Origin of the sequence: Nesterenkonia aurantiaca, from assembly GCF_004364585.1 — a bacterium.
In the GTDB taxonomy this organism is placed as follows: Bacteria; Actinomycetota; Actinomycetes; order Actinomycetales; family Micrococcaceae; genus Nesterenkonia; species Nesterenkonia aurantiaca.
In genome coordinates this window covers 1-13,197 of record NZ_SOAN01000005.1, presented here as the reverse complement: position 1 = coordinate 13,197, position 13,197 = coordinate 1, and the positions used below count along the sequence as shown (strand labels likewise).

Here is a 13,197-nt window from a genome sequence, read left to right as displayed (position 1 = left end):
GCTCCTCTGCAGAGCGCGAGGCCTCATGCTCAGAATTCCTGCATCTGATCGGCCAGCTGTTCCATCGAGGAGTCCAGCTCGTCGATGTGGGACTGGTAGTCCTCAGAGTCCATGAAGTTCGGGTAGGACCCGAGCTCCTCGACACGCTCCTGGAACTCCTCCTCCGCGAAGGCCGCCTCGAAGGCGTCCTGCAGGACCTCGATGTGCTCGGCAGGCGTGCCCTCCGGGGCGAGGAAGCCGCGGTCCACGGTGAGGGTGAAGTCGATGCCCTGCTCCGAGACGGTGGGCACATCCGGCAGCTGCGGGTCTCGGTCCTCGTTGACCACGCCCAGCGGGATCAGCGATCCGTCTTCGATGTAGCCCTCGCCGGAGGCGTAGTCTCCGGTCATGCCATCGACCTCGCCGGCGATCAGCGCCGCGTACTGCGGGCCGGTGCCGTTGTAGTTCACGTAGTTCAGCGAGGTGGGGTCGATCCCCGCGGCGTCGAGGATAGCGGCGACCGTGTAGTGGTCTTCTGAGCCAGTGGTGAAGGCCCAGGTCACCTCGCCCGGGTTCGCTTCGACGTGGTCGAGGAAGCCCTGGAGGTCCTCGATGCCGTGCTCCTGCGCGAAGTCGGCGCTCACCGAGGGCAGGTGCGGGGTCGCGGTGCCCAGGGCGATCGGCTCGAAGGCGTCGAAGCCGTAGTCCACGATGTTGGTGTGGAACGCGGCGGCGGTCACCTGGTGGGTGCCCAGGATCGTGTAGCCGTCGGCGGTGGAGTCTTTGACCTGGCGTGAGCCCACGGTGGCCGAGGCGCCCTCGACGTTGATCGGGACGATGTTCTCTCCCAGGTGCTCCTCGGCGTATTCGGCCATGAGCCGGAAGAGCACGTCGGAGCCGCCGCCGGGCGGGTAGGGAATGACCATCTCGACCGGGGCGCTGGGGAACCCCTCTTCGGCGGCGCCCGCCTCGGCGGTGTCGCCGCAGGAGCTCAGCGCCAGGGTGCCGATGGCCAGAGTGCCGATGATCAGGTGCGGGTTCTTCTTCACGGGGTTCTCCTCAGGTGGGTGGTGGGGTGCGAGTCAGCAGGTCCGTGCAGGTGGTGCGGCGGAGCGGGGGATCTCAGCGGTGCAGGTCGGTGAGCGTGGTCAACGGTCAGGCCCAGTGGGCGACGGTGTCGGTGGGGGCGGTTCCAGCGAATCCGTGGGCGGGCTTCTTGTGCAGGGCACGGGCCAGAGCCGCGTGACGGGAGCTGGTGATGTGCTCAGTCATGGCGGTCTCTGCGTCGTGATATTTCTGCAGTTTGAGCAGATCGAGGATCTGTAGGTGCTGCTCCGCGGCGAGGGCCAGGCGGTCGGAGGCCATGTAGCCGTACATGCGCAGGGCGCGGATGCGGTCGTTGACGTGGACCAGGACCGAGACGAGCGCCGGTTCTCCGGCGGCCTCGAGCACGCTGCAGTGGAACGCCTCGTCCAGGGCGACCATCTGGGGTGCAGGCTCGGGCAGGTCGGCGCGCAGCTGCTGCCATTGGGTCGAGAGCGCGGCGAGCAGGTCGGTGTCGTATTCCGCCGGGCCGTGGGCGACTCGTCGGATGCCCTGCAGCTCCAGGGCGAGGCGAGCCTCGTAGAGGCCTCCGAGGGCATCGGGGGTCGGCAGCACGAGCCCGAAGCCGTTGCTGTGCCGCTGCAGCAGCCCCTCGGCCACGAGCCGGGCGATGCTCTCGCGCACGGGGGTTCGGGAGACGGCGAATTCCGAGGCCACGGATTTCTCGGTCAGTCGGTCCCAGGGTGAGACCTGACCGGCTCGGATCGCCGTGCGCAGCGCCGCGTAGACCCGGTCCGCCGCGGGCAGCGCGTTGGCCTCCGTATTCGGGTCTGTCGACACGTCTGTATACATGCTGACAACGCTAGGAGGGTCGTGTTTCCCTCGGGTTGCCCGGGGTTACGCGACGATTACTGCGGTGATGCGTTTGGATGACCGTCTCCGCACAGCGCTAGAGACCGACCCATTCCTTGCTGCCGTCGGCGAAGAACTGCTCTTTCCAGATCGGGACCTGCTGCTTGGTCGCTTCGACCAGCTCCGCGCAGGCCTGGAACGCCTCGGCGCGGTGGGCGGAGGCCACAGCGGCGACCAGTGCATGGTCCCCGATGCCCAGCTCACCGACCCGGTGCGCCACCCAGACCCGCACGGTGGGGAACCGGGCGGCGACATCCACCGCGACCTGGGCGATCGCCTCGGCGGCGGAGGGGTGCGCGGTGTAGCTGAGCCGGTGCACCGGCTGGCCCTGGTCGTGGTTGCGCACGATCCCGGAGAAGCCGACGACGGCGCCGGCCCGCTCCGCCCAGACCTCTGCCTCCGCCTCGGCGGGACTCAGCGGCTCATCGCTGAGCCGGGCCAGGATCACCCGCTCCTGGGGAAACTCGAAGGGCTCCTCGGCGGCGAAGCCTGCCTGGTTGAGCTCCTGGGGTGTCTCGGAACTCATTCCTCGCCGCCCCAGGCCTCGTGGTCGCGGATGTCGGCGACCTGGTCGCACAGGTGGGGCAGCAGCTCGATGAGCACCTCCATGCCTTCTCGCACGGCTTTTGGAGAGCCGGGCAGATTCACGATGACAGTCTTGCCGGTGACCCCGGCGACGCCGCGGCTGAGCGAGGCCCGCGGGTTCTTGGTCCGGCCGTGGGCGCGCACGGCCTCCATCACGCCGGGAATCTCTTTGTCCAGCAGCGGCTTGGTGAACTCGGGGGTCATGTCATCGGGGGTGAGCCCGGTGCCTCCAGAGGTGATGATCACTGCGGGCTCGATCTGCACCAGCAGCTCGGAGAGTGCCGCGAGGACCCCCTCCCCGTCGGGGATCAGCACCGGGGGGCGGGCGAAGAAGCCGATCTTGCGCGCGAACTCCGCGATCACTGGCGCGGAGCGGTCCTCGGTGACCCCGGTGGCCGCCCGGGTGGAGACGATCACCGGAGCAATCATGCGGGCGGTCTCGGCGTCGGAGTAGTCGGTCTCGCCGAGGTCTGGCAGCTCAGCGCCGGAGGCGTCCTCGGTGTGGCTCTGCTCGGGCGGGGTGGCGTGCGGGGTGTCGGTCATCGAGTCTCCGTCTCAGTCCTGGACCATGCTCCGCTGGCGCCGCCGGTCTTGAACAGCACCATCTGATCTGTGATCACGGCGCCTTTGTCCACGGCTTTGATCATGTCGTACAGAGTCAACGCCGCCACGGTGGCCGCCGTCAATGCTTCGATCTCCACGCCGGTGCGTGAGGTGGTCTTGACCTCAGTGGTGATCCGCACCGAACCAGGGGCCGGGGAATCGACATCGAGGTCCACGGTGACCTTCGCGACCGGCAGCGGGTGGCACAGCGGGATCAGCTCAGGCGTCTTCTTCGCGGCCATGATTCCGGCGATCCGTGCGGTGGCCAGCGCGTCACCCTTGGGCAGCCCGTCCCTGGCCAGCAGCGCGGTGACTTCGGCGGTGGTGTTGACCACGGCTTGCGCCCGGGCCACCCGCTGGGTGACCTCCTTGCCGGAGACGTCGACCATATGCGCGCTGCCGTCGCCGCGGACGTGGGTCAGTCGGCGCCCCGCGCTCTGGCCGGGCTGCTCCGTGTCCCGCGTGGGCTGATCGCTCATCGGGTCCCGACCCCGCGACCGGTGATCAGCACAGCCTGCCGCTCGGAGCCGGCCGGGATCTCGACATCGTCCTCCGGCAGCTCCAGCAGTGCATCGGCCCGTGCCAGGTGGCCCAGCAGGTGTGAACCGGGACCGCCCTCGAGCGCCACGGTGGGCACCGCGCCGGCCTCGGCGGCGGCGTCCTCGAGGATCCGCACCCGGCGGAACTGCCGGACGCCCGGCGGAGAGCTGATGTCTTCGGTGGTGCGCACGGTGATCCGACGCGGCGGAGCACAGTTGGGGTCCACCGCGGCCAGCGCCGGGCGGACCAGGGTCTCCATGCTCACGGCGGAGGAGACCGGGTTGCCCGGCAGCGCGATGACCGCGATCGGTGCCCGGGCGTCGTCGCTCTGGGCGCGCCAGTGCAGCAGCCCACGGCCTTCGAGGTCCCCTTCCAGCCGGCCCCAGCCCTGCGGACCACCTGGCTGCTGCGCGACGACGCCGAAGGAGATCCCGCGTCGCCCGAGACCTTGGCGGACCACCTCGTAGGCGCCCTTGCTGATGCCCCCGGCGGTGATGATCAGGTGCGGGTGATGCACGGCGACCAGCGCATCCAGCGCCTCGAGGAACCAGGCCGGATCATCGGTGCCGATCCGGGAGGTCTCCACCCGATGCCCGAAGGTCTCCAGCACCGCGCCGAGCAGCGGAGTGTCGGCGTCGTAGAGCTGGCCGGGGCGCAGCTCGGAGCCGGGGCGGCGGATCTCATCACCGGTGGAGACCACCAGGGTGCGGATCGGCTCCAGCACGCTGATCTCGGAGAAGCCGCAGGCTGCGAGCACCGCGAGCTGGGCGGGGCTGATCACGTCACCGGGTTCGGCCAGGAGGGCGCCGGCTTCGATGTCGGAGCCCACCGCCCGGATGTAGCGGCCGCGGACCACGTCAGCCTCGGTGAGCCCGGTGAACCGAACCTCTTTGGCACCGAAGCCCTGGGTGAACTCGACAGGGATGATCAGATCGGCCCCTGCCGGGACCGGGGCTCCGGTCATCACCTCGAAGGCGGCGCCCAGGGGCAGCAGTCCGGGCTCCTGGCCGGCGGCGGTGGTGCCGGCCACCGGCAGGGTGGCTGCGCCGTCGCGCACGGTGAGGTCGGCGGCGCGCAGCGCGAAGCCGTCCATCTGGGAGTTGTCGAAACCGGGCAGGGGAACCTCGGAGACGAGTCGCTCCGCGACGATCCGGCCGGCGACTCCCCCGGAAGAGACCTCTACGGTCTCGGCGGCACGGGCGCCCAGCGCGGCGCCGAGCACCTCTTTGAGTCGGCTGATGTGCTCTTCGACGGGTACGCGGGGGGTGGTCTCTGACATGGCTCCCAGTCTACGCAGTGGCTCTGACATCTCCTTATGACAGGCCGCGGGGCTACGATGGCCAGATGCAGCAGTTTTCAGCTGACCACTCCCCCGCACGAGGTGACTCGAGCAGCGACCCGCTGCGCGCGGGTGCCTCCACCCCGGTCTCGCTGGGCATGCCCGGCCTGCCTTCGCAGCAGAAAACCTCCGGTCTGCGCGCTCCGGGTCCTGACGGCTCGCCCGGAGGGGCTTCCGCGGACACCAGCGGCGCCGATCCGGCCCGCGGGCTGATGGACTCCTTCGGCCGACGCGCCACGGACCTGCGAATCTCGTTGATCGACAAGTGCAATCTGCGCTGCACCTACTGCATGCCCGCCGAGGGGCTCCCCTGGCTGAGCAAGGATCAGCTCCTCTCGGCCGAGGAGATCCGCCGGCTGGTGCACATCGGGGTCAACACCCTCGGTGTCCGCGAACTCCGGCTCACCGGCGGCGAGCCACTGGTCCGGGCCGATCTGGTCGACATCATCGCGGCGCTGCGCGCGGACCATCCGGAGCTGCCCATCGCGATGACCACCAACGCCATCGGGCTCGAGCGCAAGGCCGCGGCCCTGGCAGAGGCCGGGCTGACCCGGGTGAACATCTCACTGGATTCGGTGCACCGGGAGACCTTCGCCCAGCTGACCCGCCGAGACTCCCTGGACAAGGTGCTGATCGGGGTCGAGGCCGCCGCCGCGGCCGGACTGACCCCGCTGAAGATCAATGCCGTGCTGATGCGCGGGATCAACGACGTCCACGCCGCAGACCTGCTGGCCTGGTCGATCGAGCGCGGCTTCGAGCTGCGCTTCATCGAACAGATGCCGTTGGACGGGGACCAGCAGTGGAACAAGGAAGGCACCATCTCCGCTGCAGAGACCCGGGAGCTGCTCTCGGCGCGGTTCGTGCTGACCCCCACACCGGAGAACCGCGACGGGGCACCGGCGGAACGCTTCGACGTCTACCCGCTGGGCACCAGCGCGGAGGCGATCCTGGGCGGGCTGGCCGGCGAGCCGCTGGGCCGGGTCGGCGTGATCGCCTCGGTGACCGAGCCGTTCTGCGCGGACTGCCGACGCACCCGACTCACCGCCGAGGGCCGGGTGATGAGCTGCCTGTTCTCCAACGAGGAGTTCGACCTGATGCACCTGCTGCGGAACCCGGCCACCACTGACTCCGAGATCGCCCAGGCCTGGGCCGAAGCGATGTGGCTCAAGCCCGCGGCCCACGGCACCGACCGGCCCGGCTTCGATCTGGCCAGCTTCCACCGCCCTGACCGCTCCATGTCCGCCATCGGAGGCTGAACCAGATGCCCGAGATCTCCGCCGCGCCGACCCCTGCGCCGATCCATGTCCGGTTCTTCGCCGCCGCCGCCGAAGCGGCCGGGGCGCAGGAGCTGAGGCTGCCGGTCCCGGCAGAAGGAATAGCCGTCATGGAGCTGCTGGCGGACCTGCCGCGGATGGTCCGGGAGCAGGGCTCAAGCCCCGGCCCTGCTGCCGACTCCGCCGCCGGTGACGCCGATCGCAACCCTGACGAGCGCCCCGAGCGCCACTCCGACCACAACTCCGACGACGGCGCGGCGACGCTCAGCCTGGAGCGGGTCTGCGCGCGCAGCTCGGTCCTGATCAATGGGGTCAGGGCCCGGACGGAGACCTCCCGAGTGCGTCCCGGAGATCAGCTCGACGTGCTTCCGCCCTTCGCCGGCGGCTGACCGAAGCATCTGGGGCCGCGAGCCGCTGACATGCCACAGGACCGTCGAGTAGATTCCGGGGCATGATCAGGACGCCGATGGAGACGGTTCTGGCGCAGTTCGCGGCCTACCGAGTCGGAGACCGACGGGCAGCCCGAATGCTGCTCAGCGATGACATGACCTTCACCTCGCCGCAGGATGACCACGTGGACAAGTCCACCTTCCTCGACACCTGCTTCCCCACCGCAGAGCGGTTCCTGCGTCAGGAGATCACGACGGTGCTGGAGATCGAACCCGGCACGGTGATGCTGCGCTACATCGCGCAGCTGCGGAACCAGCAGCCCTTCAGCAACGTGGAGATCATGAAGGTGGTCGACGGACAGATCACTGAGATCGAGGTCTACTTCGGCGGGCTCGAAGCAATTGGGGCTGCGCAGAGCCGGATCTGGTCCGGGCCGCACTGAACGCGCGGACCACAGGGGATCAGGCGCGGGCCAGCGGGTCAGCGGGTCAGCGGGTCAGCGCACGAGCAGGTCAGCGGGTCAGCTCGACCTCGGTCAGCGGCACGACCTCACGCTCGCCCAGCGGCTCGTCGAGCTCGATGACCAGTGCGACGTAGCGGGCCTCCTGGGTGCAGGCGGAGTCGATCGCATCGGGCAGCGTGCCTGAGATGGTGGCCACCCGAACCTGGGTATCGGTCTCTTCCACCACCGAGCGCACGCCATAGCAGGCGGGGTTGCCGCTGTAGAAGGCCACCTGCAGCTCAGCCTCTGAGGCGCTGCTATATTCCTGCCAGCTGGAGAGGTGCTCGGACACCAGCTCCGAGGTCTCATGCACCGGAGTGGGGTTCATCTCGGGGCCGTCACCGCCATCGCCGTCGAGACCTTCCTCCGGGGAGGTCGCCGCAGGACCGCTGGTGGACCGATCACCAGGACTCTCGGACCCGATAGGACCTGAGTCTCCGGCGCAGGCCGTCAGGAGCACCAGGCCGAGCATCACGACCACGGCGCCGGCGCGTCGGGCCTCACCGTGGCTATGCCTGCCGTGCATGAGGCCCCCTCGGTCTGGACTGCAGCATCACCCTCCGGTTCAGGCGGGCCCGACCACCGTGACAGCTCGCGGTGAGTCGGCCAGCCTGGCGGCGACCTTGCGCACGTCCTCGGCGGTGATCGCGTCGATCTGGTGCAGCGTGTCCGAGATGTCGACGAACTCCCCGCGCACCAGCTCCGCGCGGCCCAGCCGAGACATCCGCGAGGAGGTCTCCTCCATGCCCAGCACGGTGCCGCCGCGCAGCTGACCCTTGGCGCGGGTCAGCTCCTCGGCACTGACATGGTCGGTGGCGATCCGGTCGAGCTCAGCGGCCATGACCTCGGTGACCTTGGCGACCTTGTTCGGCAGGCAGCCGGCGTAGAGCCCGAAATAGCCGGCGTCGGTCATCGCCGAGGAGAAGGAGTATGTGGAATAGGCCAGCCCGCGGCGCTCCCGGACCTCTTGGAAGAGCCGGGAGGACATGCCGCCGCCGAGCACCGCGTGCATCACCGAGAGCGCGAAGCGGTCCTCGTCCGAGGCGGCCATGCCGCGTCCGCCGAGGATCACCTGGGACTGCTCCACCGGTTTGATGATGGTCTCGGTGCCGGCACGGACCGGGATCTCGGTCTCTTGTCCGACCCTGCGCTGCGCCGGCGAGCCGGGGACGCTCATGTCCCAGGAGGACTTCTCCAGCGCCTCGGCGATGAGGGAGACCACGTGGTCGTGGTCGAGGCCACCGGCGGCGGTAATGACCAGCTCATCGGGGCGGTACCAGCGCTGGTAGTGGTTGAAGACATCCTCGCGGCTGGCGGCGTTGATCTCTGCGGGGGTGCCGCCAATGGGGCGGCCCAGCGGGTGGCCGTCGAGGACCTGGGAGCCGAACCGCTCGTGGACCACATCCTCGGGATCATCCTCGGCCATGGCGAGCTCTTCGAGGATCACCCCGCGCTCGATCTCCATCTCGGCCGGGTCCAGCAACGCGGAGGTGACGATGTCGGTGAGCACATCAACGGCCATGGGCAGATCGGTGTCCAGCACCCGGGCGTAGTAGCAGGTGTGCTCCTTGCCGGTCAGCGCGTTGGACTCACCGCCCACGCTGTCGAAGGCCGAGGCGATCTCCAGCGAGGAACGGGTCTTGGTGCCCTTGAAAAGCAGGTGCTCCAGGAAGTGGGTGGAACCGTGCTGATGGGCGGCCTCGTCGCGGGAGCCCACCCCGATCCAGAACCCCAGGGTGACCGAGCGCTGGCCCGGCATCTCCTCGGTGAGCACCCGCACCCCGGCGGGGAGCACGGAGCGGCGGACGGTGGAGCCAGCGTCGTTGTTCAGGACGCCTTCGGTGTGAGGATCAATGGTGACGCGCATAGGCCCCCCAGGTTACCCGGCGAGTTGAAGAATCCGGCACCTACGTAGCCGCCGGATAACTCAACTGCCCGGGAGGGACGGCGGGAGCACAACGACGGCGGCGCCAGTTCGGCTCCGCGCGCGGCGACCGCACGATCCCCGCGCCGGCTCCGGCTCTCAGCGGACCACCGAGCTCAGAAGCAGGCTGGTCTCGCTGTTGACCACGCCTTTGATCCCGCGCACCCGGCGCAGCACCTCGTCGAAGTCGCGCAGATTCTCGCAGGAGATCTCCGCAACCAGGTCCCAGCCGCCGTTGGTGGTGTGCAGCGCCATGATCTCGGGGAAACCGCGCAGCTCGGCGATCACGTGATCGGTGGTGCGTCCGACCACTTCGATGAAGGAGATCGCGCGGACCTCGCCGGTCTCGTTGTGATCGTGGACCCGCACGCTGAAGCCCACGATGACCCCTTGCGCCTTGAGCTTCTCGATCCGACTGGTGACCGTGGCGCGGGCGACCCCGAGCTGTTCGGCGAGCGCCGCAACCGGGGCGCGGCCGTCCTTGCGCAGCGCGGAGATCAGGCGGCGGTCGAGATCGGTGAGTCGCGGCATGTACATCATGCTAACTGCACCCTGACAAACTGCCACCTGATCGCCCCGAATTTCAACACAAATGCTCTTACATGTGCACATCGAGATCTCTAGTCTGAGACTCATCAACCTGGCACGATTCACGCACCACCCCTGAAGGAGCTTCTGATGACGCAGTTCGTCGACGTCGGCAACATGGCCCGCTGGATCCAGCGCGAGGGTGTCGAGCACCTGATGACCGAGATGATCGCTTACCTCGAGGATGACTTCCGCCGCTGGGAGAGCTTCGACAAGATCCCGCGCATAGCCAGCCACACCCCGTTCGGCGTGATCGAGCTGATGCCGACCTCGGACCTGGAGACCTACGCCTTCAAGTACGTCAACGGACATCCCCTGAACCCGTCTCGCGGCTTCCAGACCGTGACCGCCTTCGGCATGCTCGCCGACGTGGACAACGGCTACCCCACGTTCCTCGCCGAGATGACGCTGCTGACCGCGCTGCGCACCGCCGCGACCTCGGCGATGACCGCGAAGGCCCTGGCCCGCCCGGACTCGCAGCGGATGGCGCTGATCGGCGCGGGCTCCCAGGCGGAGTTCCAGGCGCTGGCGATCCGTTCCGCGCTGGGCATCGAGGACCTGCAGGTCTTCGACGTGGATCCGGCCGCGATGGAGAAGCTGCGTCGAAACCTGGAGCCGCTCGGCTTCCGGGTCACCCTGGCATCATCCACCAGCGAGGCCGTCGCGGGCGCCGACATCATCACCACCTGCACCGCGGACAAGGCACAGAACACCATCCTGAGCTCGGCGCAGATCTCCCCCGGCGTGCACATCAACGCCGTGGGCGGAGACTGCCCGGGCAAGACCGAGCTCGATGCCGAGATCCTGCGCCGCGGCCGGGTGTTCGTGGAGTACCCGGAGCAGACCCGGATCGAGGGTGAGATCCAGCAGATGGAGCCTGATTTCCCAGTGGTCGAGTTCTGGCAGGTGCTCACCGGGGCCGAGACCGGGCGGCAGTCCGCCGAGCAGATCACGATCTTCGACTCGGTGGGTTTCGCGATTGCTGACCTCTCGGCGCTGCGCTTCGTCCGTGATGCCACTGCCGGCACCGATCTGCAGACCTCGCTGGACCTGGTCGCCGATCCCGAGGACCCGAAGGACCTGTTCTCCCTGGTCAGCTCGATGAAGCCGGTGGGGTGATCCTCTATGACTGAAGTGCTTGAGGCCCCCGCGGGGCGACTCAACATGCGACCGCGCAGGGAGGCGGGTGCTTCGGCCACCGGTTCAGTGACCGAGCAGGCCCCCTCTCGGGTGGTGTTGGTCCGACCGCACCACTTCACACCGAATCCTGAGACGGCGGCGGACAACAGCTTCCAGCAGCGCATCCTCCACGCGCTGTTGCCCTCAGCCGCCCGGGATGCCTCCCGTGCAGTAGCTGCCGCGGCCTATGCCGAGGTCACCGAGCTCGGGCGCACCCTGGGAAGTCTGGGCATCGGAGTGGACCTCTTCGATGACTCCTCCGCAGAGACGCCGGACAGCGTGTTCCCGAACAACTGGTTCAGCACCCATCCCGATGGCACGGTCACGCTGTACCCGATGTATGCGGAGAACCGCCGGGCCGAGCGGCGCGAGGACATTCTTGCGCACCTACAGGAGACCCACCGAGTCCGCCGGGTGGTGGACTACTCCTCGGCCGAACGCTTCGGGGAGTACCTCGAGGGCACCGGTTCGATGGTGCTGGATCACCGCGAGCGCCTGGCCTACGCCTGCCGCTCCCGGCGGCTCTCCGGTGGACTCTTCGCTGAGTTCTGCCGGGACTTCGGCTATACCCCGGTGCTCTTCGACGCCACCGACGGCGACGGGGTGCCGGTGTACCACACCAACGTCATGATGTCCGTGGGCACCGACCTCGCCCTGATCAGCAGCGCGATGATCCGCGACGTCTCCCAGCGCGAGCACGTGCTCGAGGTGCTGCGTGATTCCGGCCGCACCGTGGTGGGGCTCAGCGAATCCCAGGTCAACCGTTTCGCCGGAAACTGCCTGGAACTTGCCGGGCCCGGCGGACGCTACCTGGTGCTCTCCACCACGGCCGAGGCGAGCCTGACGGAGGAGCAGCGGGAGACGATCTCGGCACACTGCACATTGGTGCCGGTGGAGGTCTCCACCCTGGAGGCCGCAGGCGGGTCGGTGCGATGCATGATCGCCGGCAACCACCTCCCCCTCCGCTGACGCCGAGGACCTACGACGACGCGGCGGCGCCTTCTGCGTCGATGCCGCCGCGGCGCCTGGACTCAGTCCCCCAGCCAGTTGCCGTTGGCGTCGTACTGGTCGGCGAAGATCTTCGGTGGAGTGTCACCGGGTTCAAGGGTGACTGGGCCATTGCAGCCCCAGTCGACGGCATTGCGGCAGGAGCCGGAGACGTTGCGTGCGGCGACTCGCCAGATATCCGCCTGCCCCGGTGAGGCCTGGACATCTACCGAGCCCGGGATCACGATCCAGGGTCCGCCGCCAACTCGATACTCCCCGACGAACGTCGTGGCCAGGCCGACCGGGAAACGCCCGGTCTCGGTGTAGACGTGACTCGTGAGGGTTTCCTGGTTGGTCTTGACCACGGTCTCGCCCTGCCAGCTCTCGGGCATTGGTTCTCCGGGCTCGTAGGTGGCGCGACTGGCGCCATCGCCGTAGTTCCATTGGAAGCTCTGCGGATTCACGCGGATCTCCACGGGGATGCCGAGAAGCGTCTGGTTCAAGGTCTGCGTCTCGACGTCCGCGAACATATGCGTGTGCCGGTTCCGGTAACCGAAACCGAGGAGATCAGGTTCAAATTCGACGGAGCCCCCGGCGATGGGGAGGGTTGCGAAGGCTTCTTCTACGGCGCCGGGTAAGAGAGCCATGATGTCGACGGCCTCTTCTTCGACTTCAACTTCTTCGAGGTCAGCTACCTCAGCGGTGGGCGCACAGACGAAGCCAGAGAACTCCCCGGTATCGACTGGATTGATTAAATCCAGGCCGCGAGACGCACACTCGTCTAGCAATACGACTCGACACCCGGCTGGGGCTGCTCCGTCTTCGGCACTGCAGTAGGTCGGCTGGGCCTCCGGGGCAGGACTTGACCAGCCAGACTCCCTCTCACCAGTGACATATTCTTCGCCTTCACTCTGTGGCACCCGCCGTGATCGGTCCACCGATTCGAATTGGGGACGCTCACACTTCGCCGCGCCCCGGGCCGCTCTTCCTTCCCAAGTGACCACGTGGTCACAGGTCCCCGACATCTGTGGACTGATCGACTCAGCATCGAAGGGCACCGCGAGAAATTGCGCCGTGACGCTACCTAACAACATCAGAGCGCCCCCGATACGCCGCGGTCTCATTCGCCGACCGCGCTCGCTACCTCGAGCTCCGAAACCCACCACTGATTGCCATCGAAGTAGAGAAATGCCTCAGCGTTGTACGTTTGACTCTCGACAACCCCCACGGATTCAGCCTCTTCGTCATAGGCGGTGTGAGCCGCCCCCTCTGTTAGGTCCACACGTTGTGGGAGTCGTCGTTCTCCGTTTGGTAGGTGCATTGCCGAGCGTACTCGGCGGGCGTGAGGTAG

15 protein-coding genes are annotated in these 13,197 nt (G+C 68.0%); 5 read left to right on the top strand and 10 right to left on the bottom strand.

Translation table 11 applies throughout. From position 1 onward, the window contains the following. Positions 1-29: 29 nt before the first annotated feature. The 6 genes from EV640_RS07280 to EV640_RS07255 all read right to left on the bottom strand — a co-directional run bounded on the left by EV640_RS07280 (position 30) and on the right by EV640_RS07255 (position 4,942). Positions 30-1,028, bottom strand: a complete 999-nt coding sequence (locus EV640_RS07280) for a Bug family tripartite tricarboxylate transporter substrate binding protein (protein ID WP_133726162.1) — start codon at positions 1,026-1,028, stop codon at positions 30-32. Between the two features lie 106 nt (positions 1,029-1,134). Beyond that, positions 1,135-1,875: a GntR family transcriptional regulator gene (locus tag EV640_RS07275; protein WP_084479344.1), complete on the bottom strand. Its 741-nt coding sequence runs from the start codon at positions 1,873-1,875 to the stop codon at positions 1,135-1,137. A gap of 97 nt (positions 1,876-1,972) precedes the next feature. After that, complete coding sequence (locus EV640_RS07270; RefSeq protein ID WP_084479345.1) at positions 1,973-2,461, bottom strand: molybdenum cofactor biosynthesis protein MoaE; 489 nt, start codon at positions 2,459-2,461, stop codon at positions 1,973-1,975. After that, a complete protein-coding gene (locus EV640_RS07265; protein ID WP_084479346.1) occupies positions 2,458-3,063 on the bottom strand; it encodes a MogA/MoaB family molybdenum cofactor biosynthesis protein in 606 nt (201 codons plus the stop codon). Before EV640_RS07265 ends, EV640_RS07270 begins: the two co-directional genes overlap by 4 nt. Further along, complete coding sequence (gene moaC, locus EV640_RS07260; RefSeq protein WP_133726161.1) at positions 3,060-3,602, bottom strand: cyclic pyranopterin monophosphate synthase MoaC; 543 nt, start codon at positions 3,600-3,602, stop codon at positions 3,060-3,062. Before moaC ends, EV640_RS07265 begins: the two co-directional genes overlap by 4 nt. Beyond that, positions 3,599-4,942, bottom strand: a complete 1,344-nt coding sequence (locus tag EV640_RS07255) for a molybdopterin molybdotransferase MoeA (protein ID WP_166645885.1) — start codon at positions 4,940-4,942, stop codon at positions 3,599-3,601. Before EV640_RS07255 ends, moaC begins: the two co-directional genes overlap by 4 nt. Positions 4,943-5,100: 158 nt before the next feature. On the opposite strand from EV640_RS07255, the gene moaA reads away from it, so the two are divergent. The 3 genes from moaA (at position 5,101) to EV640_RS07240 (ending at position 7,108) form a co-directional block, all read left to right on the top strand. Then, positions 5,101-6,258 (top strand): GTP 3',8-cyclase MoaA, encoded by a 1,158-nt coding sequence (gene moaA, locus EV640_RS07250; RefSeq protein ID WP_133726253.1) that lies wholly within the window; start codon positions 5,101-5,103, stop codon positions 6,256-6,258. A 5-nt stretch (positions 6,259-6,263) separates the two neighbouring features. Continuing rightward, entirely contained in the window at positions 6,264-6,665 is a 402-nt protein-coding gene (locus EV640_RS07245) for a ubiquitin family protein (RefSeq protein WP_036473875.1), read from the top strand. Between the two features lie 62 nt (positions 6,666-6,727). Next, the gene (locus EV640_RS07240) at positions 6,728-7,108 is read left to right on the top strand and encodes a nuclear transport factor 2 family protein (protein ID WP_133726159.1); all 381 of its coding nucleotides are present in this window, start codon (positions 6,728-6,730) and stop codon (positions 7,106-7,108) included. A gap of 70 nt (positions 7,109-7,178) precedes the next feature. Here the strand turns inward: EV640_RS07240 and EV640_RS07235 are convergent, their stop codons facing one another. From EV640_RS07235 to EV640_RS07225, 3 genes are all read right to left on the bottom strand, one after another. Next, a complete protein-coding gene (locus tag EV640_RS07235; protein ID WP_051500860.1) occupies positions 7,179-7,694 on the bottom strand; it encodes a hypothetical protein in 516 nt (171 codons plus the stop codon). Between the two features lie 39 nt (positions 7,695-7,733). Continuing rightward, complete coding sequence (locus EV640_RS07230; RefSeq protein WP_036473877.1) at positions 7,734-9,035, bottom strand: M16 family metallopeptidase; 1,302 nt, start codon at positions 9,033-9,035, stop codon at positions 7,734-7,736. A 156-nt stretch (positions 9,036-9,191) separates the two neighbouring features. After that, on the bottom strand, positions 9,192-9,623 hold the full coding sequence (locus EV640_RS07225) for an Lrp/AsnC family transcriptional regulator (RefSeq protein WP_106122999.1): 432 nt from the start codon (positions 9,621-9,623) through the stop codon (positions 9,192-9,194). A 147-nt stretch (positions 9,624-9,770) separates the two neighbouring features. Between EV640_RS07225 and EV640_RS07220 the strand changes: the two genes are divergently transcribed. After that, positions 9,771-10,799, top strand: a complete 1,029-nt coding sequence (locus tag EV640_RS07220) for an ornithine cyclodeaminase (protein WP_133726158.1) — start codon at positions 9,771-9,773, stop codon at positions 10,797-10,799. A 6-nt stretch (positions 10,800-10,805) separates the two neighbouring features. Beyond that, complete coding sequence (gene ctlX, locus EV640_RS07215; protein WP_208292191.1) at positions 10,806-11,828, top strand: citrulline utilization hydrolase CtlX; 1,023 nt, start codon at positions 10,806-10,808, stop codon at positions 11,826-11,828. 62 nt (positions 11,829-11,890) lie between these two features. On the opposite strand, the gene EV640_RS07210 is transcribed toward ctlX, so the two are convergent. Beyond that, positions 11,891-12,493 carry a hypothetical protein gene (locus tag EV640_RS07210; RefSeq protein WP_243832258.1) on the bottom strand — a complete coding sequence of 201 codons (603 nt, stop codon included), beginning with the start codon at positions 12,491-12,493 and terminating at the stop codon, positions 11,891-11,893. Positions 12,494-13,197: the final 704 nt, after the last annotated feature.